Origin of the sequence: Streptomyces anulatus, from assembly GCF_014650675.1 — a bacterium.
Classification (GTDB): Bacteria; Actinomycetota; Actinomycetes; order Streptomycetales; family Streptomycetaceae; genus Streptomyces; species Streptomyces anulatus.
Genome location: NZ_BMVK01000005.1, coordinates 96225 through 113717, shown reverse-complemented (window position 1 = coordinate 113717; position 17493 = coordinate 96225). Strand labels below are relative to the sequence as shown.

The 17493-nt window shown below is 72.9% G+C and carries 11 protein-coding genes and 1 pseudogene; 9 read left to right on the top strand and 3 right to left on the bottom strand.

Annotation, left to right across the window (positions count from 1 at the left end):
* The first annotated feature begins 3 nt into the window (after positions 1 to 3).
* Complete coding sequence (locus IE272_RS14715; protein WP_190007039.1) at positions 4 to 732, top strand: ABC transporter ATP-binding protein; 729 nt, start codon at positions 4 to 6, stop codon at positions 730 to 732.
* Between the two features lie 153 nt (positions 733 to 885).
* On the opposite strand, the gene IE272_RS14710 is transcribed toward IE272_RS14715, so the two are convergent.
* The 3 genes from IE272_RS14710 to IE272_RS14700 all read right to left on the bottom strand — a co-directional run bounded on the left by IE272_RS14710 (position 886) and on the right by IE272_RS14700 (position 4086).
* Positions 886 to 2103: an FAD-dependent monooxygenase gene (locus IE272_RS14710; protein WP_190007038.1), complete on the bottom strand. Its 1218-nt coding sequence runs from the start codon at positions 2101 to 2103 to the stop codon at positions 886 to 888.
* 328 nt (positions 2104 to 2431) lie between these two features.
* Positions 2432 to 3685, bottom strand: a complete 1254-nt coding sequence (locus IE272_RS14705; protein WP_190007037.1) for a hypothetical protein — start codon at positions 3683 to 3685, stop codon at positions 2432 to 2434.
* A gap of 50 nt (positions 3686 to 3735) precedes the next feature.
* On the bottom strand, positions 3736 to 4086 hold the full coding sequence (locus tag IE272_RS14700; RefSeq protein ID WP_050357073.1) for a 5-carboxymethyl-2-hydroxymuconate Delta-isomerase: 351 nt from the start codon (positions 4084 to 4086) through the stop codon (positions 3736 to 3738).
* Positions 4087 to 4388: 302 nt separating this feature from the next.
* On the opposite strand from IE272_RS14700, the gene IE272_RS14695 reads away from it, so the two are divergent.
* From IE272_RS14695 to IE272_RS14660, 8 genes and pseudogenes are all read left to right on the top strand, one after another.
* Entirely contained in the window at positions 4389 to 5858 is a 1470-nt protein-coding gene (locus tag IE272_RS14695; RefSeq protein ID WP_056698590.1) for an aldehyde dehydrogenase family protein, read from the top strand.
* Entirely contained in the window at positions 5855 to 7453 is a 1599-nt protein-coding gene (locus tag IE272_RS14690) for an APC family permease (protein ID WP_056698593.1), read from the top strand. The genes IE272_RS14695 and IE272_RS14690 overlap by 4 nt, the downstream gene beginning before the upstream one ends.
* Positions 7454 to 7467: 14 nt before the next feature.
* Complete coding sequence (locus tag IE272_RS14685; RefSeq protein ID WP_190007036.1) at positions 7468 to 9027, top strand: GMC family oxidoreductase; 1560 nt, start codon at positions 7468 to 7470, stop codon at positions 9025 to 9027.
* Positions 9028 to 9089: 62 nt separating this feature from the next.
* Entirely contained in the window at positions 9090 to 9719 is a 630-nt protein-coding gene (locus tag IE272_RS14680) for an alpha-ketoglutarate-dependent dioxygenase AlkB (RefSeq protein WP_050357069.1), read from the top strand.
* Positions 9720 to 9815: 96 nt separating this feature from the next.
* Positions 9816 to 12486: pseudogene (locus IE272_RS14675) on the top strand (SpoIIE family protein phosphatase).
* Between the two features lie 178 nt (positions 12487 to 12664).
* Positions 12665 to 13201 (top strand): hypothetical protein, encoded by a 537-nt coding sequence (locus IE272_RS14670; RefSeq protein WP_190007035.1) that lies wholly within the window; start codon positions 12665 to 12667, stop codon positions 13199 to 13201.
* Between the two features lie 132 nt (positions 13202 to 13333).
* Positions 13334 to 15556, top strand: a complete 2223-nt coding sequence (locus IE272_RS14665; RefSeq protein ID WP_190007034.1) for a YncE family protein — start codon at positions 13334 to 13336, stop codon at positions 15554 to 15556.
* Between the two features lie 377 nt (positions 15557 to 15933).
* Positions 15934 to 17484 (top strand): exopolysaccharide biosynthesis polyprenyl glycosylphosphotransferase, encoded by a 1551-nt coding sequence (locus IE272_RS14660; RefSeq protein ID WP_190007033.1) that lies wholly within the window; start codon positions 15934 to 15936, stop codon positions 17482 to 17484.
* Positions 17485 to 17493: the final 9 nt, after the last annotated feature.

Here is a 17493-nt window from a genome sequence, read left to right as displayed (position 1 = left end):
CCGATGCTCGAACTCACCGGCCTGACCGCGGGCTACCACGGCGGCACCGTCCTCCACGGGCTCGACCTGTCGGTGACGGCCGGCACGGTCCACGCCGTCGTCGGCCACAACGGCGCCGGCAAGACCACCCTCGTCCACACCGTCGCCGGACTGATGCGCCCGAGCGCCGGGACCGTACGCCTCGACGGCCGCGAGGTGACGGGGCAGCCCGCGCACCGGATCGCGCGAGCCGGGATCGGGCTCGTACCGCAGGGCCGCCGGGTGTTCGCCGGGCTCACCGTCGATGAGCACCTGCGACTCTCCTACCGTCCACCGCGCCGGGGCGACACGGAGCGACCCAGCGTGTGGACCCCCGCGCGCGTGACGGAACTGCTGCCCCGGCTGGGCGAGCGCCGGGGCAACCGGGGTGCGGACCTGTCCGGCGGCGAGCAGCAGATGCTGGCGCTGGCCCGCGCCCTGCTCGGCTCGCCGCGTGTGCTGCTGCTCGACGAGCCGACCGAGGGCCTCGCGCCGGTGCTCGTCCGGCAGGTCCACGAGCTGGTGGCCACGCTGGCGGCCGAGGGCATCGCCGTACTGCTGGTGTCCCCCAGCCCGGCGCAGGCCGTCGAGTCCGCGGGGGCGCTCACGGTCCTCACCTCGGGACGGACGACGCTGCGCATGGACGGTGCGGAAGCCCGTGCCGACGACACCGCTCTGCACGCGGCGCTGGAGCTGGCGCCGACGGCGGTCTGATACGCGAACGGCAGGGGCGGCGGCGCCCGTACGGGGCCGCCCCTCCCACCGCGAGCGCCTTCCGCTCCACAAGCCCTACCCGGCCTCAAGCCTTGCCCGGCCTCAAGCCCTACCCGGAAGCCTTGACCGGAAGCCTTGACCGGGCTTGACGTCCTACCCGGCCTTCATACGGTGACCGCCGAAGCCGCTGCGCCGGTCGGAGCCCTTGTTCTGGTCCTGCCACCACGCGTCGAAGCCGGCCCGGTCCAGGGCGGACCAGTCGGGGGTGTTCTCGACCTGCGCGGCGCCCATGCGGCGGGCGAGCGCGACCATGGCCGACCCGACCGGACCACGCCCCGCGTCATAGCTCTCCAGGGCCTCCTTCCAGCTGCCCCCGGCCGTCCAGGCGGCCTCCAGAGCGGTGGCGTCCTGGAGCGCCTTCACGCTGCCGCCGCCGATGTGCGGCCGGGCGACGCTGGCGGCGTCACCGACGAGCACCATCCGTCCCGAGGTGTAGTGCGGCACCTCCAGGTCGTAGATGGGCTGGATGAAGGTGGTCTCGGCGGGAGTACGGAGCACCCTGGCCGCCCAGTACGGCGGGAAGTTGTCCGCGACCAGGGCCCTCAGACGCGCGGTGAGCTCGGAGTTGAGCCGGCCCGGCGGCAGGGAGGTGGGGGCCCGCAGGTCGGGGTGGAGGCCGTCGGCCTCGGGGGGCGCGGTGTAGAGCACCCAGTTGAGCCGGTGCCCGCCGACCCCGTCCGGGATGCGGTAGATCATGCAGTGACCGCCGGGGAAGACGATGTTGTGCGCGTCGTTGCCGTCCGACGGGAGGTCCGCGACGTCCGGCGACGTCCCGCGCCATCCGATGTATCCGGCGTACGTGGCGTCCGCGCCGGGGAACATGGCCTCGCGGACGACGGAGCGGTAGCCGTCCGCCCCGATCACGAGGTCGAAGTGCTCCTGCTGCCCGTCAGCGAGCCGCAGCGTCACCCCGTCGGCGTCCGGCTCCACCCCGGTGACCACGGCCCCGGACCGGTAGGAGACCGACTCGGGCACCCGGCGGCGCAGTTCGCTCCACAGGGAGCCCCAGCTGTAGGCACGGAAGGGGAACGGCTGCTCGCCGACGACCCGGCCGTGATCGGCCTCCCCGTCCCGCACGCTCCACACCCGCCTGGTCAGCGGTGCCCAGGGCATCTCCGGAGCGACGTACCCGGCCTCCCTCAACTCGTCGTAGCGGTCGCTGTGGAGGGCGATCCCCACCCCCCTGTCACGGAGCCGGGCATCGGCGCGTTCCAGGACGGTGATCCGCTCGGCTCCCCCGCGCGACGCGGCCAGGGCCGCTGCACACCCCGCTATGCTGCCGCCGACCACGGCGACGCTGCCTCCACGCATGTCTGGCACTCCACTCACTCGACGTTCCGGCCTTCCGGTCCCGCCCACCCGACACGCCCCGACCACCGCCGCGGACGCCGCTGTCGTGGCCCGGGGGCCGGGCGGGACGGGGCGGGGCAGTGGCGCGTCTGGGCGAAATCACCCTGTATCAAGGGCTGTTGACCTGCGATCGGCCGGTCGGGACCCGCACGGGATCCTATCGGGGCATCCGGTGGACCGGCGGCGTACGCACGTCGGACGGTGGGCGCGCGAAGCGATGGAACGCACAGGGGCCGCCGCCGCGCTCCCGCCCTCCGGCGCCCGGTGATCGATGTCCGGCGGCGCCGACTCAGCCTTCGTCGACGCGCCCCTCCGCGGCACCGCGCCGTCGGCGCGTTCGCTCGGCGATGCCGCTCGACAGCCTGCCCGTGACCGAGCCGGCCCGGTCGAGGGTCTCGCTGCCGAGGCTTCTGGCGGTGTCGAGGCCCTTCGCTCCTGTCTCGATCGCCTTGTCCCTGGCCTCTGCGGCAGCCTCCGCCCATCGCCGCACCTCCGACGGCCGGGGGCCGGACTCGATCCCGAGCCGCACGTGGAAGTCGTGGACGCCGGTGGCGACCTGGTTCCTCGACCGGACGACGGCCGGGGACTTGCCCGGGTGCAGCAACACCTTCGCGTTGGCTGTGCCGGCAGCGTCGTTCATCCTCGCCACAAGGCGCCCGGTGCTCCGCGAGATGTGTTCCAGCCGGTCCCGCCTGGCGGCCTTCAGCCCGAGGCGATGCCCGTTCAGCTCGTCCGGAGACGTGTCCCCCACCCGGTCGAGTTCGAGCACGGCGACCGCGTCCTGCAGTTGGAAGCAGCGGGCCAGCACGGCGAGCCACTCCCCGACCGCTGTCTCGGCATCCCTCGCCGCCTCGGCCAGGTCACCGATCTTGGTGTGCTTCTCCATCTTCTCGGCGATTGCGTCGAGTTGGCGCAGCGCGTACGCCTGGGTCTCCGCGATCGCGGCCGGCGCCGCCTGCACCTTCGACCACGAAACCTCGTCGCCCCCGCCCCTCATCTCCCGGACGGTCATGGCCTCCTCGATGACGAAGCCCACGCCGATCATGCGGGCCAGCACGGCGTCCTTCTGGGCGCGCAGCACATCGTCGACCTTCGCGTCGATCACGGCGAGATAGTCGGTGATCTCATCCATGGTCTGCTGCATCGCGACCTGCGTCATGATCCGCGCGGCATTCGCGAGAACCGCGGGGTTCGTCAGAAGAGACCGGGGCGCCTTCGCGAATTCGACGAATCCCCCGACCTGTCCCTTGCGCCCTTTCACCACACCGGTGCTGAGACCCGTCTTCGAGCTTTCCCTCAGCCCGTACTTCTTGACGAGCTGCGCCGACTCCGGAGTCAGTTTCACCCAGCGTCCGGAGTCGGCGGCCATCTCCGAAGCCGCCTGCGCGACGGCGGCCCCGGCGCTGCCGAAGGACTTGAGCCGTTGCGGTCCCAGGTCCTTCGCCGACAGGCCCTCCGCGACCAGGAAGCGTTCGACATCCGCCGCCCGCCCGATGACCGCCAGCCCGTCGTCGTCGCTGATCAACTGAATCTCGTTGTCCATCGCCTGCTCCTGAAGTGGCTTTCGCGCGCGGTGTCCGGGAAGCAGGCGGGTCAGCTCTTCCGGAACGCCGCGTCCAGGTTGGGGACCTCGACGGAGGAGTGCAGGGTGACGCCGTCGACCGGCTCGACCTGGGCGGCGATCAGAGCGAGTACGGCGTCCGCGAGGCGGGTCTTGGTCTCGTCGGTGCGGCCGTGGAGCAGTCTGATCTCGATGTGCAGGACCGCGTGACCTTCGGTCTCACCGCCGATGACGAAGTCGTCCACCTGGCGGAAGCGGGTCTTGCAGGCCTCCGGGCGGGTATCGACGGTGGCGACGACGAGCGGGTGCAGGGCGAGCGCGAAGGCCTGACGGTCGAAGGCCTCGGCGAGCGTGCCGGAGTAGTCGACGGTGATCTGCGGCATGGGAGGCAACTCCTCGGAGAACGGCGCGGGCTGGAGACGTCCGCTGGTACGGGGGGAACGGTAGCCGAACGTGCGTCCAGGTCGGGGGCCCGTCCGCCGTCCGGATCGGGGGCTCGTCCGCCGTCCGGGCCCCGGACTCCTCCGCCGTCCCGGTCGGCGCGTGCTCCGGTCGGCCCCGTCCGCGCTGCGCACCGGGACGGCCGGCCTTACCGTCTGTGCTGACGCCGTCACCCAGGGAGCCGGTCGACGCGGAAGCCCGCACCCGGCGGGGCGCCCGTCCCACCCCCGTACAGGAGGAGCCCATGCCGGAGCTGTTCATCGATGGTCAGTGGACCGCTGCCGCCGAGGGGCGGACGCGGGAGATCCGCTGTCCCGCCGACGGCACGCTGGTGGCAGAAGTCGACGAGGGCGGGGCCGGGGACGCCGCCGCGGCGGTCGCCGCGGCCCGGCGGGCCTTCGACCACGGGTCCTGGCCGGGGACGTCCGCCGCCGAGCGGGGGCGGCTGCTGCTGCGGGTGGCGGAGCTGCTGGAGCGGGACAAGGACGTCTTCGCGCGGGCCGAGTCGCTGGACACGGGCAAGCGGCTGGTCGAGAGCGTCTACGACATGGACGACATCGCGAACTGCTTCCGGTACTTCGGCAACCTCGCCGGTTCCGGGGGCACCGACCGGGTCGTCGACACCGGGAGCGCCGACACGGACAGCCGTATCGTCCACGAGCCCGTCGGGGTCTGCACGCTCATCACGCCGTGGAACTATCCGCTGCTCCAGACCGCCTGGAAGGTCGCTCCCGCGCTCGCGGCCGGCAATACGTTCGTGCTCAAGCCGAGTGAGCTGACCCCGCACACGGCGGTCCTGCTCATGAGGGTGCTGGCCGAGGCCGGGCTGCCGGACGGGGTCGCCAATCTGGTGCTGGGGGCGGGTGCTGTCGTGGGCGCGCCGCTGACCGAGGATCCGCGCGTGGACATGGTGTCGTTCACCGGAGGGCTCGCCACCGGGCGGCGCATCATGGCGGCCGCCGCGCCCACCGTGAAGAAGGTCGCCCTGGAGCTGGGCGGCAAGAATCCCAACATCGTCTTCGCCGACGCCGATTTCGAGACCGCCGTCGACTACGCGCTGATGGCGGTCTTCCTGCACTCGGGGCAGGTCTGCTCCGCCGGGGCGCGGCTCCTCGTGCAGGACGAGCTGCACGACCGGTTCACCGACGAGCTGGTGGCGCGGGCCCGCCGGATCCGGCTCGGCGGACCGTTCGACGAGGACGCCCGCAGCGGTCCGCTGATCTCCGCCGCGCACCGCGACAAGGTCGAGGCGTACGTGGCCGAGGGCATCGCCGAGGGTGCGGTGCTGCGGTGCGGCGGGGCGCGGCCCGACGATCCGGCGCTGGCGGGCGGCTTCTACTACCCGCCCACCGTGCTGGACGAGTGCGCGACCTCGATGTCCGTGGTGCAGGACGAGTCGTTCGGTCCGGTGCTCACGGTCGAGCGGTTCCGGGACGAGGACGACGCGGTCCGGCTGGCCAACGACACGGTGTACGGGCTGGCGGGGGCCGTGTGGACGCAGGACGGCGGGCGCGCCCACCGGGTGGCCTCGCGACTGCGGGCGGGCACCGTGTGGATCAACGACTTCCACCCCTACGTACCGCAGGCGGAGTGGGGCGGTATGAAGCAGTCCGGATTCGGGCGCGAGCTGGGTCCCGCCGGTCTTGCCGAGTACCAGGAGGCCAAGCACATCTGGCGCAATGTCGCGGCGGTCCCCCAGCGGTGGTTCGAGTGAGCGCGGACAGCGGTCCGGACCGGGGTCCCGCGGCCGAGGCCCGCAGTCGCGACCAGGACGACGACGACGCGCTCGGCGAGCTGGGCTACCGTCCCGAACTCCGGCGTACGCTCGGCAATTTCCACACCTTCGCCGCCGGGATCAGTTACATCTCGATCCTGACCGGCACCTTCCAGCTGTTCTACTTCGGCGTCAGCTTCGGCGGTCCCGCCTACTGGTGGTCGTGGCCGATGGTCTTCTGCGGACAGCTGATGGTGGCCCTGTGCTTCTGCGAGCTGGCGGCCCGCTACCCGGTGGCCGGTTCGATCTACAACTGGGCCAAGAAGATGGGCGGTCCGCACGTCGGCTGGCTCGGCGGGTGGATGATGATGACGGCCACCATGGTCACCCTGTCGGCCGTGGCGCTGGCGTACCAGATCACGCTGCCGCAGATCGACGACTGGTTCCAGTTCGTGGGCGACGGGAGCGGCAAGAACGACCAGGCGGCCAACGCCGTGCTGCTGGGCAGCGTGCTGATTCTGTTCTCCACGCTGGTGAACGCGTTCGGGGTCAAGCTCATGGCCCGGATCAACTCCGCGGGCGTCTTCATCGAGCTGATCGCCGCCGTCCTGCTCATCATCTTCCTGGCGGCCCACATCACCCGTGGTCCCAGCACCGCCCTGACGGAAACGTACGGTCTGGGCAGCGGCCAGTCGCTGGGCTACTTCGGCGCGTTCCTCACCGCGTCGCTGGCCTCGGCCTATGTGATGTACGGCTTCGACACCGCGTCCTCGCTCGGCGAGGAGTCGCACGATCCGGGCCGCAACGCGCCCCGCGCCATTCTGCGGGCGCTCATCGCCTCGTTCCTGATCGGCGCGTTCATCCTGCTCTTCGCGCTGCTCGCGGTGCCGGACCTGCACGCCGAGGAGCTGTCGACGGGCGGTCTGCAGTACGTGGTGCTGGCGACGCTCGGCGACACCGTCGGGGAGGTCTTCCTCTGGGCGGTGGTCGTCGCGATCACGGTCTGCGTGCTGGCGGTGCAGGCCGCCGGGATCCGGCTGATGTTCGCCATGGCGCGGGACAACAACCTGCCCGCCGGATCGAAGCTGGCCAAGGTCAGCCCCCGCTTCGGGACGCCCGTGGTGCCCGCCGTGCTGATCGGGGTGGTGGGCGTCGTCATCCTGGTGGTGAACATCAACCAGCCGCAGATCTTCTCGGTGATCACCAGCATCGCGATCATCATGATCTACGTGGCCTACCTGCTGGTCACCGTGCCCATGCTGCTGCGCCGGCTGCGCGGCGACTGGGAGCCGCGCGAGGGCGCGTTCTCGCTGGGCCGCTGGGGGCTGCCGGTCAACGTCGTCGCCGTGCTCTGGGGCACGGCGATGTCGCTCAACCTGGCCTGGCCGCGCGCCGAGGTCTACAACGCGACCGGCCCGCAGCACTGGTATCTGCGCTGGGGCGCGTTCCTCTTCATCGGCGTCGTCGCGCTCGGCGGCTTCGCCTACTACTGGTTCGTCCAGCGCCACCGGACCGGCGTACTCGCCGAGCACCGGTTCGAGACGCAGGACCCCGGAAAAGGCCCTGCCGCTCCCCCGTCCCCGCCCGCCGTCTGAATCCTGGAGTCGTGATGCCCGACGCAAGCACCCGTTCCGAGTTCGACTACGTCGTGGTCGGCGGCGGTACGGCCGGAGCGGTCATCGCCGCCCGGCTCACCGAGGATCCCGCCGTCACCGTCTGCGTACTGGAGGCGGGCCCCTCGGACGTCGGGGACGAGAGCGTCCTGCGGCTGGATCGGTGGATGGCCCTGCTGGAGTCCGGTTACGACTGGGACTATCCGGTGGAGCCGCAGGAACGGGGCAACAGCTTCATGCGGCACGCCCGCGCCAAGGTGCTCGGCGGCTGCTCCTCGCACAACTCGTGCATCGCGTTCTGGGCCCCGGCCGAGGACCTCGACGAGTGGGGCGCGCTCGGCTGTACGGGGTGGAGCGCGGCGGACTGCTTCCCGCTGTACCGGCGGCTGGAGACCAACGACGCGCCCGGCGACCACCACGGCCGCTCGGGTCCGGTCACCATCCGGACCGTGCCGCCCCTCGATCCCTGCGGCGGCGCCCTGCTGTCGGCCTGCGCGGCGGCGGGCATCCCCACCGTCCCGTTCAACACGGGCTCCACGGTGGTCCGGGGTGCGCACTGGTTCCAGATCAACGCCCGTGAGGACGGCACCCGTTCGTCGGCCTCGGTGTCGTATCTGCATCCCGTTCTCGGCTCCCGGCCGAACCTGGACGTACGGACGGGGCTCCAGGCGAAGCGGCTCCTGTTCGAGGGGGAACGGTGCTCCGGGGTGGAGTACCTGGAGCCCGACACCGTCCACAGCGGCACGGTGCGCGCCCGGCGCGAAGTGATCGTCTCCTGCGGGGCGATCGACTCCCCCAAGCTGCTGATGCTGTCCGGCATCGGCCCGGCCGGGCATCTGCGGGACACCGGGGTGGACGTGCGGGTGGACTCCCCCGGCGTCGGCTCGCACCTCCAGGACCACCCCGAGGGCGTGATCATGTGGGAGGCGAAGCGGCCCATGGTCGCCTCCTCCACCCAGTGGTGGGAGATCGGGATCTTCGCGGACACCGAGCCGGGTCTCGACCGGCCGGACCTGATGTTCCACTACGGCTCGGTGCCGTTCGACATGAACACCTACCGGCGCGGCTACCCGACCTCGGACAACGCGTTCTGCCTGACCCCGAACGTCACCCGCGCCCGGTCCCGGGGCACGGTTCGGCTGCGGACCCGGGACTTCCGCGACAAGCCCCGGGTCGATCCGCGCTACTTCACCGACGAGCACGACGTACGGGTGATGACGTACGGGCTGCGGCTGGCACGGGAGATCGTGGCGCAGGCCCCGATGGCCGAGTGGGCGGGCGCCGAGCTGGCTCCGGGGCCGGGCGCGACCACGGACGCGGAGCTGTTCGACTACATCCGCGAGACGCACAACACCGTGTACCACCCGGCCGGAACCGTCCGTATGGGCCCGGTGGACGACCCGGAGTCGCCGCTCGACCCCCGGTTGCAGGTCAAGGGGGTCTCGGGGCTGCGGGTGGCCGACGCGTCCGTCATGCCGTTCCTGCCGACGGTCAATCCGTGCATCACCACGATGATGATCGGCGAGAAGTGCGCCGATCTGATCAAGGAAGGCTGAGCCGACGGCCTGCCACTCTCCCGTTATTCGCACACCTGATCGAATAGCGGTACGCTCTCCCCATGGCCGTACACCTGCAAAGCTCACTTTTCGACCAGGAGGCCGAAGTCGGCACCGCCCCCCTGAGCGGGCTGCGGCGCACCGATCTGGGCCACGGGGCCTGGATCGACGTGCTGCCGCAGTGGCTCCGGGGCGCGGACACGCTGTTCGAGACGCTGGTGCGCGAGGTCGACTGGCGGGCCGAGCAGCGCGTCATGTACGAGCGTGTGGTGGCGGTCCCCCGGCTGCTGGCCTTCTTCGGCCGCCGCGATCCCCTGCCGCATCCGGCGCTGGAGGCCGCCCGCACCCGGCTCGGCGAGCACTACGCGGCCGAGCTGGGCGAACCGTTCACCACGGCGGGGCTGTGCTTCTACCGGGACGGGCGGGACGGGGTCGCCTGGCACGGCGACACCATCGGCCGGGGAAGCACCGAGGACACGATGGTCGCGATCCTCTCGCTGGGAGCCCCCCGGCACCTCGCGCTGCGGCCGCGCCGCCCGGGGCCCGCCCCCGTCCGCAGGCCGCTCGGGCACGGCGACCTGATCGTCATGGGCGGCAGTTGCCAGCGCACCTGGGAGCACGCGATCCCCAAGACCGCGCGGGCCGTCGGACCGCGCATCAGCGTGCAGTTCCGGCCCGACGGGGTGCGCTGAGCCAGGCGTCCGGCGGGTGCGGCGCGGGTCACCGCAGTTGTGCCGGTCCCGGGCAGGGCGGATTCTGAGGGTAATGAACCGGGCCGGTGTCGCGCCGTGAGCGCGGCGAGCACGGCGGAGAGCGCCGATTTCCGCGGCCCCCTGGACATCACCAGGGCGGCCACGGTGGTCCTGGACGCCGAGAGCACCGTCATCGGCTGGAGCCCCGCGGCCTCCGAGCTCCTCGGCTACGGCCCCTCCGACGCCCTGGGCAGGCCCCTGACCACGTTCCTCTCGGTGCGGCCGGCCGGCGGCACACTCCCGGCAGAGGCATCCGGAGCGGCCGGTCCCGGCCCCGGACCACCGTCCCTCGTCGGCAACGAGATCCATGTGGCCCGCACCCGGGACGGCCGTGAGCTGCTGGTGGCGACGGCGACGTGTCCGCTGCCGGGTGCGGCCGGGGCGAGCGGCCCCGGCACGCCGGACCGGATCCTGGTGGCGGCCGAGGTGGAGGCACTGCTGCACTGGGAGTCGCGGATCGCCCTGCTCCAGGGGCTGGCCACCCAGTCGCCCGTCGGCCTGGCCATCTACGACACCGACCTGCGGCTGAGCTGGAGCAACACCGCCTACGAGCGGGAGATGGGACAGCCGCTGGCCGCGTTCCGGGGCAAGCGGGCCGAGGAGCTGTACGGCGCGGGCTCCTTCGTGACCCCCGGCTACCCGCACACACTCGCCAGCGTCATGCGTCAGGTGCTCGACACCGGCGAGCCGGTCCTCGACCTGCACTTCCGGGGGCAGCCGCCCAGCGACCCGGGCAGGGACCATCTGTGGTCCTGCGCGTACTACCGGCTGGAGGACGCCCACGGGCACGCGCTCGGCGTGTGCGAGGACGCGTTCGACATCACCGACCGCTACCGGGTCCAGGAGCGGCTGACCCTTCTCGTCGAGGCCGGCCGCCGCATCGGCACGGTCCTGGACGTGGCCACCACCGCCGAGGAGATCGCCGACGTGGCCGTGCCGGACTTCGCCGCCACCGTACGGGTCGATGTCACCCGGGCCGCGGTGACCGGGGAGACGGCGGCGGTGGGCAGCCCGGCGGACATGACCCTGCTGCGGGTGGCGGAACGGTCGGCGCCGGGGTCCGGTACGCCGGATCCCGGCCTCCCGGCGAGCGGACCGACGGAGACCGGCCGCCCGGATCCCTACCGCCCGGCGGCGAGCCCGACGGTGGCCGACAGCCCGGATACCGGCCGCCCGGATACCGGCCCGACCGGTAGCGGCCCGACCGGTAGCGGCCCGACCGGGAGCGGCCCGACGGCGACGGCGCGGGGCCCCGCCGGCCCCGGCGGCACCAACAGCCCCGGCGGTCCCGGCGGCCCCCGGCAGCCGTATCCGCCGGTCGACTATCCGCCCGGGTCGCAGCAGAACCGCAGCCTGTCCTCGGGCGGGCTCGTGCTCGACGAGGGCACCCTGGTCGTCCCGTTGCGGACCGGGGGCGGCATCCTGGGGCTCGTCACCTTCGACCGGGGCGAGGGCTCCGACACCTCGGGCAGGACGCCCGGCCCCGACCGCGCGACCACGTTCGACAACGGCGAGGTCGCCCTGGCCGACGAGCTGGCGGCACGGGCCGCCGTCTGCATCGACAACGCGCACCGCTTCCCTCGCCCTCCAGCGGCAGTTGCTGCCCCATCACCTGCCGCCGCAGTCCGCCGTCGAGACCGCCTACCGCTATCTGCCGGCCGACGACGTGACCGGCGTCGGCGGGGACTGGTTCGACGTGATCCCGCTGTCCGGGACCCGGGTCGGCCTCGTGGTGGGGGACGTGGTCGGGCACGGGCTCCAGGCGGCCGCCACCATGGGCCGGCTCCGCACCTCCGTACGGGCCTTCGCGCAGCTCGACATGGCCCCCGACGAGCTGCTGACCCGGCTGGACGATCTGGTGGGACAGCCCGCGGAGGACCGGTCGGACGCGTGCGGCGGGGCCGTCGAGACCTATGACGTGACCACCGGGGCGACCTGCCTGTACGCGGTCTACGACCCGGTCTCCCGGCGTTGCGTCATGGCCCGTGCCGGGCATCTGCCCCCGGCGATCGTCGGCCCGGGGGGCGAGGTGTCGTTCCCGGACCTGCCCGCCGGTCCGCCGCTCGGTCTCGGCGGGCTGCCGTTCGAGTCGATGGAGATCGACCTGCCCGTGGGCAGCCTGCTGGCGCTCTTCACCGACGGTTTGGTCGAGGCCAGGGACCACGACATCGGACGCGGCCTCGACACGCTGGGCCAGGTGCTCGGCGACCGTTCGGCGTCGCTCGAGGAGCTGTGCGACCGGGCGGTGTCCGAGCTGGTGCCCGGCGGCACGAGCGCCGACGACACGGCCCTGCTCCTGGTCCGCACCCGTGCCCTCGGCGCGGACCGGGTGGCCGACTGGGAGCTGACCGCCGAACCCGTGTCGGTGGGCCGTGCCCGTGAGCTGGCCACCGGGCAGCTGGAGGCCTGGGGACTGGAGGAGCTGGTGTTCGCGACCCAGCTGGTCGTCAGCGAGCTGGTCACCAACGCGGTGCGGTACGCGGGCGGTCCGCTGGGGCTGCGCCTCATCCGGGACCGCACCCTGGTGTGCGAGGTCGCGGACACCGGCCACACCTCTCCGCACCTGCGGCACAGCGCGGCGGACGACGAGGGCGGGCGCGGCCTCTTCATCGTGGCGCAGCTCGTCCAGCGGTGGGGCACGCGGTACACCCCGACCGGAAAGACCATCTGGACCGAGCAGGCCCTGCCGCCGGCCGAAGCCGGCTGACCCGTACCGCGCGCGGGAAGCCACGCGTCGGCAGCGCCCGTGAGCAGCACCCCGTGAGCAGATCCCGTAGGCAGCACCTTTGTTGACAACCCAACAGACTTGGACTTAGGTATGCCTTACCTAAGTCGACTGGGTGTCCGTGGTTCTGGTTACCGATGCCGAGAAAGGTGCTCATCTCATGAGTGCTGTTCCCTCCACCCGTACCGTCGCCCGCGCGGGCCTCGCCGCGTTCGCCGCCGCCGCGCTGGCTCTGGCCTTCGCCTCCCCCGCAGCCGCCGCGACCGGCACCCGTACGGTCACCGACGGGGGCGCCACCTACAACCTGTCGCTCACCGCCCCCGACACCGCGGCCGCCGGGGGCGCCAACATCACCGTCACCGGCAGCGGTTACAACACCGGCCAGGGCGTCTACGTGAGCCTGTGCGTGGTGAACGGGGCCCAGGGCGCCAACAAGCCCTCGCCGTGTCTCGGCGGCCAGGACCAGTCCGGCACCACCGGCGCCTCGCACTGGGTGTCCGGCCTGGGCGGCGGCCTCCCCAACACCTCGCCGTTCGGCGCGGGCGGCACCTTCAGCGTCCGGATACACGTCAAGGCCGACCTCGGCGGCGGCAACATCTGCGGCGACACCGTCGAGTGCGCCGTCGTGACCCGCGCCGACCACACCGACACCAACGACCGCAAGTACGACGTCCACGCCCCGATCAGCTTTGTGTAGCACAGCCCACCACAAGTAGCGCCGATCGACTTCGCGCCACTCCTGCCAACTCCCCTGGGCAACACAGCCATTCGCCCGGTCCCGGCCGCTCGCGCCGGGGCCGGGCTCCCACGCGTCGTGACGAGGAATGACATGACATCCACTCCGGGCACCGCTCCCGGCACACCACCGAACGGCAGCCGCGGAATCGGCCGGCGCAGACTCGGCCGGCGGGCGGGTACGGCGGCCGTCGCCGCCCTGCTGCTCGCGGCGATCCCCACGGGCGCGGCGGTCAGCGCCGACTCCGGCACCCCGAAGACCGCCACCGGCCCCCAGGGGCAGAAGCTCACCGTCTCGGCCACCACCGGACTCGACCCGGCCGGCGAGAAGGTCCGGGTCACCGGCGAGGGGTACGGCCTGAAGTCCGGCATCTACGTCGCCCTGTGCAAGGACAACGGCGACAACCGGGCGCCCTCCCCCTGCCTCGGCGGCGCGGACATGAGCGGCGGCTCGAAGACCTCGCAGTGGATCGTGCCCCCGGGCGACCCGTACGAGGGCGACCTCGCCCGCGCCTTCGGGCCCGGCGGAACCTTCGACGTGGAGATCGAGATCGCCGCGAAGGGCGACGGCCTCGACTGCGCCGAGGTGGCCTGCTCCCTCGTCACCCGGGCCGACCACCGCGCGGGCGGCGACCGTACGCAGGACGTCCGCATACCCGTCGCCTTCGCGGGCCAGGAGCCCGGCGAACCGGGCGGCGAGGGCGTCGACGTGCCCGCGGGGACCGTCTCCTACCGGGCCGTCGCCGACTTCACCTCCGCCGGCAAGCCGCTGGACCTGCTGCTGCACCCCGACTCGAAGAAGCTCTACGTCGGTGCGGACAACCTCCCCGACACCGCCGACGTCGACGAGCGCGGGCTGTATGTGCTGAACCCCGGGGACGGGAAGGCCGAGAGCTGGATCAGCCAGGCGCCCGGGCCCACCGGGGAGGTGCGCACCTCGGCGGCCGCCCGCATCGCGGGACCGCTGCCGGGCGACGGCGTCGTCTACAACTACCCGCTGCGGGGCGTCGGGAGCGCCAAGGCCGGTGACGAGAAGGCCTCGGGCGTCTGGCTCACCGGGTCCACCATCACCGACATCGCCCCCGGCACGACCCCGGGCACGGTGCTGGTCGCGCAGGGCGCGAAGCTCTCCGAGATCGAGCGGGCCACCGGCGCGGCGACCCGGAGCCTCACGCTCCCGGGCGGCACGCAGTTCGCCGCCGATCCCGCCCGGGGCGCGCTCTGGTTCAGCGACTTCGCGGCCGGGAAGCTGCACCGGGTGGACCTCGCGTCGTTCGCGGTCACCGCGTCCTTCGAGCTGCCCGGTGCGCAGGGCATGGCCGGTTTCACCGAGATCGACCCGGCCGCCGGCGCGGTGTGGGTCGGCGTCAACCGGTCCGTGCTGGTCCTCGACGCCGCGGGCAAGCAGTTCAAGACGCTCGTCGGCAAGGACCTGGCCCGCGACGCCGCCTTCGACGCGGCGACGGGCCGGGCCTACGTCGCCTGGCAGGACGGCGGGGACCTCTCCGATCCGGCCAACGACAACAACGGCACGCTGACCGTGTACGACACCGAGGACTTCGCCGTGGCCGCGAAGGACCTGTCGCTGCCCGGCAACCACTCCCAGTCCGGCGCGGCCTCGCTCGCCGTCGAGCCGGGCGGGGCCACCGTCTTCGTCACGAGCCCCGCCGAGGGAAAGATCACCAAGCTGGTCCGGCAGATCTCGCCGCTGGTGACCCGCGCGCCCGCCGACCTGGCGGCGGTGGACGGCGAGGAAGTCGCCATCGCCGCAGCGGCGGAGGGCTCCCCGGAGCCCACGGTCCGCTGGCAGGTCAGCACCGACTCCGCGCAGACCTGGAAGGACGTCGAGGGCGCGACCGGGTCCGCCCTCGCGTTCACCGCGAGGACGGCGCAGGACGGCTACCGCTACCGCGCCGAGTTCCGCAACGACGCCGGCACCACCCGCACCTCCGCCGTGACACTCACCGTCACCGCGGCCACGGGCGGCGGGGAGACGGGCGGCGACAGCAGCGGCGGCAGCACAGGAGGTGACGGTTCGGCGGGCGGCGACAGCGGTACGCGGTCGGGCGGCGGCTCCACCACCGGGGGCTCCGGCTCCACCGGCACGACCGGCGGTTCCGGCACGGCCGGCGGTTCCGGCTCCACGGTCGGCGGTGGCGCGGGCGGCGGCACCGGAACCGCCGCCACGTCCGGCGGCGGCAGCCTGGCCGCCACCGGCGTCACTGTGATGTCCGCAACTCTCTTGGCGGCAGCACTCGTTGGCGCGGGGCTACTGGTCCACCGGCGCACGAGGAGGCGCACGGACCGCGCGTTCTGACCCCGTAACGACGCCTCCACCCTCACGGGCGGGCGGGCGGAACGCGTGAACCCCCTGGCCCGGCGCCCCGCCTGCCAGGGGGTTCACGTGTTCCCTCCCGGGCGCACCGGAGCCGGAGCCTCCGCCGATCGCTCCCCGACCCGGACCGGCACAAGCGCTTACCCGCCCGACGCTCCCTCAACATCCGTACACACAAGGCGACATCGGGCGGTTCCGGCTGATCGGAGGTGTCTGGAACGAGCCGTCTGAACTTCACGGGAACTCCAGCGAAATGGCACGTGTGTGGATATCGTGCACCGAGCGAGGGCGCGTCCGTCAGTCCATGGGATCGGCGGATGCGTCGCGTTTGTGGGGGTGCGACTGTGACTGGGGGGTTCATGGGGCATGTCGAAATACCTGATACCGACCTATCCGGACCGGTGGGGCTCCGGGGCGCGCCGCGCCCCCGCACCGCCGCGTCCCGGAATCGCACGGCGGCCCTGGAACAGCTGTGGAGGGCCCCGACAGCACAGCGCGACCCGGCCGGCCGGGCGCCGGCCCGGCGGCGGCCGGCGCCCGGCCCGGCCCTCGCCGCGCTGACCGACCTGCTGGGTCTGGCCGGTCCGGCCTGGCTGCTGCTGCACGCGGGCGACCAGCCGCGCCCGGTGGCGGCCGCCGCGGTGGCGGGGCTGGTCTGGGCCGGGCTGCGCGGCGCCCGGGGGCGGTACACGGACCGGCCGAGGACCGCGCCGGGCGGCGCGCTCGGCGCGGTCGGGGACTGGCTCGTGCTCATCGGGCTGCTGGCCGTACTGCACACGGCCGCGGGCAGTCCGGTGGACCCGGCCACGGCTGTCGTGGCCGTGGCGCCGGGACTGCTGGTCGCCGCGGCGGTGGCGGGGCTGCGGCGGTGGCCGCGCTCCGGACGCCGGGGCCACCGGGTCCGCAGAGTACTGCTGGTCGGCGAGGCTTCGGGGGTGGGCCGGGCGGCCGAACTGCTCAACTCCCGTACGGACCACGACTATTGTCTGGTCGCCGCCATTCCGGTGGGCGCCGCCCGGCTGGAGCTGGACGGGGTGCAGGTGCCGGGGCGTCTCGCGTCCTGCCCGGCCGACGACGACGTGACGACGGTGCTCGGCGGGGTCTACGCCCACGCGGCGGACCTGGTGCTGGTGGCTCCCGGGCCCCAGCTGACCGGGGACCGGCTGCGCCGGCTCGGCTGGGGGCTGCACGACGGCGGCGTCGCCCTGTCCGTGGTCTCGGAGCTGTCCGGGGTGGCCGCCGAGCGGGTCCGCCCGGTCACGGCGGCCGGGCTCACCCTGCTGCACATCGCTCCGCCGCTGCGCGGGGGGCCGCAGGCGGTGCTGAAGAACGTGCTGGACCGTACGGGGGCCCTGTTCGGGCTGCTGGCCCTGACGCCCTTGTTGCTGGCGGTGGCGCTGAGCGTCCGGCTGTCCTCGCGGGGGCCGGTCTTCCATCGACAGGTTCGACAGGGGCAGCACAACCGGCCGTTCACCATGTGGAAGTTCCGCACGATGGTGGCGGACGCCGAGAAGCTCAAGGCGCAGCTCGCCGCGAGCAACGAGGTCGACGGACCGCTGTTCAAGATGCGTGGCGACCCCCGGGTGACGTCGGTCGGGCGGATGCTGCGGCGTACCTCGCTCGATGAACTCCCGCAACTGGTCAATGTGTTGCTGGGCCATATGTCGCTGGTGGGCCCGAGGCCGCCGCTGCCGGAGGAGGCCTCGCGCTACGACGAGCGGGAGCACCGCCGGCTCGCCGTGAAACCGGGGCTGACGGGCCTGTGGCAGGTGAGCGGCCGTTCCGATCTGACCTGGCAGGAGACCGTCTCGCTCGACCTCTGGTACGTCGACAACTGGTCGGTGGCCGCCGACATGGGACTCCTCGCCCGCACCGTGCGCGCCGTCGCCGACGGCCGCGGTGCGTACTGAGGGCGGGGG

Excerpts from the sequence above, each read along its gene's own strand:
- IE272_RS14710 (WP_190007038.1), bottom strand. The coding sequence starts at position 2,103 with ATGCGTGGAGGCAGCGTCGCCGTGGTCGGCGGCAGCATAGCGGGGTGT.
- IE272_RS14665 (WP_190007034.1), top strand. The coding sequence starts at position 13,334 with ATGACATCCACTCCGGGCACCGCTCCCGGCACACCACCGAACGGCAGC.
- IE272_RS14685 (WP_190007036.1), top strand. The coding sequence starts at position 7,468 with ATGCCCGACGCAAGCACCCGTTCCGAGTTCGACTACGTCGTGGTCGGC.
- IE272_RS14670 (WP_190007035.1), top strand. The coding sequence starts at position 12,665 with ATGAGTGCTGTTCCCTCCACCCGTACCGTCGCCCGCGCGGGCCTCGCC.
- IE272_RS14715 (WP_190007039.1), top strand. The coding sequence starts at position 4 with ATGCTCGAACTCACCGGCCTGACCGCGGGCTACCACGGCGGCACCGTC.
- IE272_RS14695 (WP_056698590.1), top strand. The coding sequence starts at position 4,389 with ATGCCGGAGCTGTTCATCGATGGTCAGTGGACCGCTGCCGCCGAGGGG.
- IE272_RS14680 (WP_050357069.1), top strand. The coding sequence starts at position 9,090 with ATGGCCGTACACCTGCAAAGCTCACTTTTCGACCAGGAGGCCGAAGTC.
- IE272_RS14700 (WP_050357073.1), bottom strand. The coding sequence starts at position 4,086 with ATGCCGCAGATCACCGTCGACTACTCCGGCACGCTCGCCGAGGCCTTC.
- IE272_RS14705 (WP_190007037.1), bottom strand. The coding sequence starts at position 3,685 with ATGGACAACGAGATTCAGTTGATCAGCGACGACGACGGGCTGGCGGTC.
- IE272_RS14660 (WP_190007033.1), top strand. The coding sequence starts at position 15,934 with ATGGGGCATGTCGAAATACCTGATACCGACCTATCCGGACCGGTGGGG.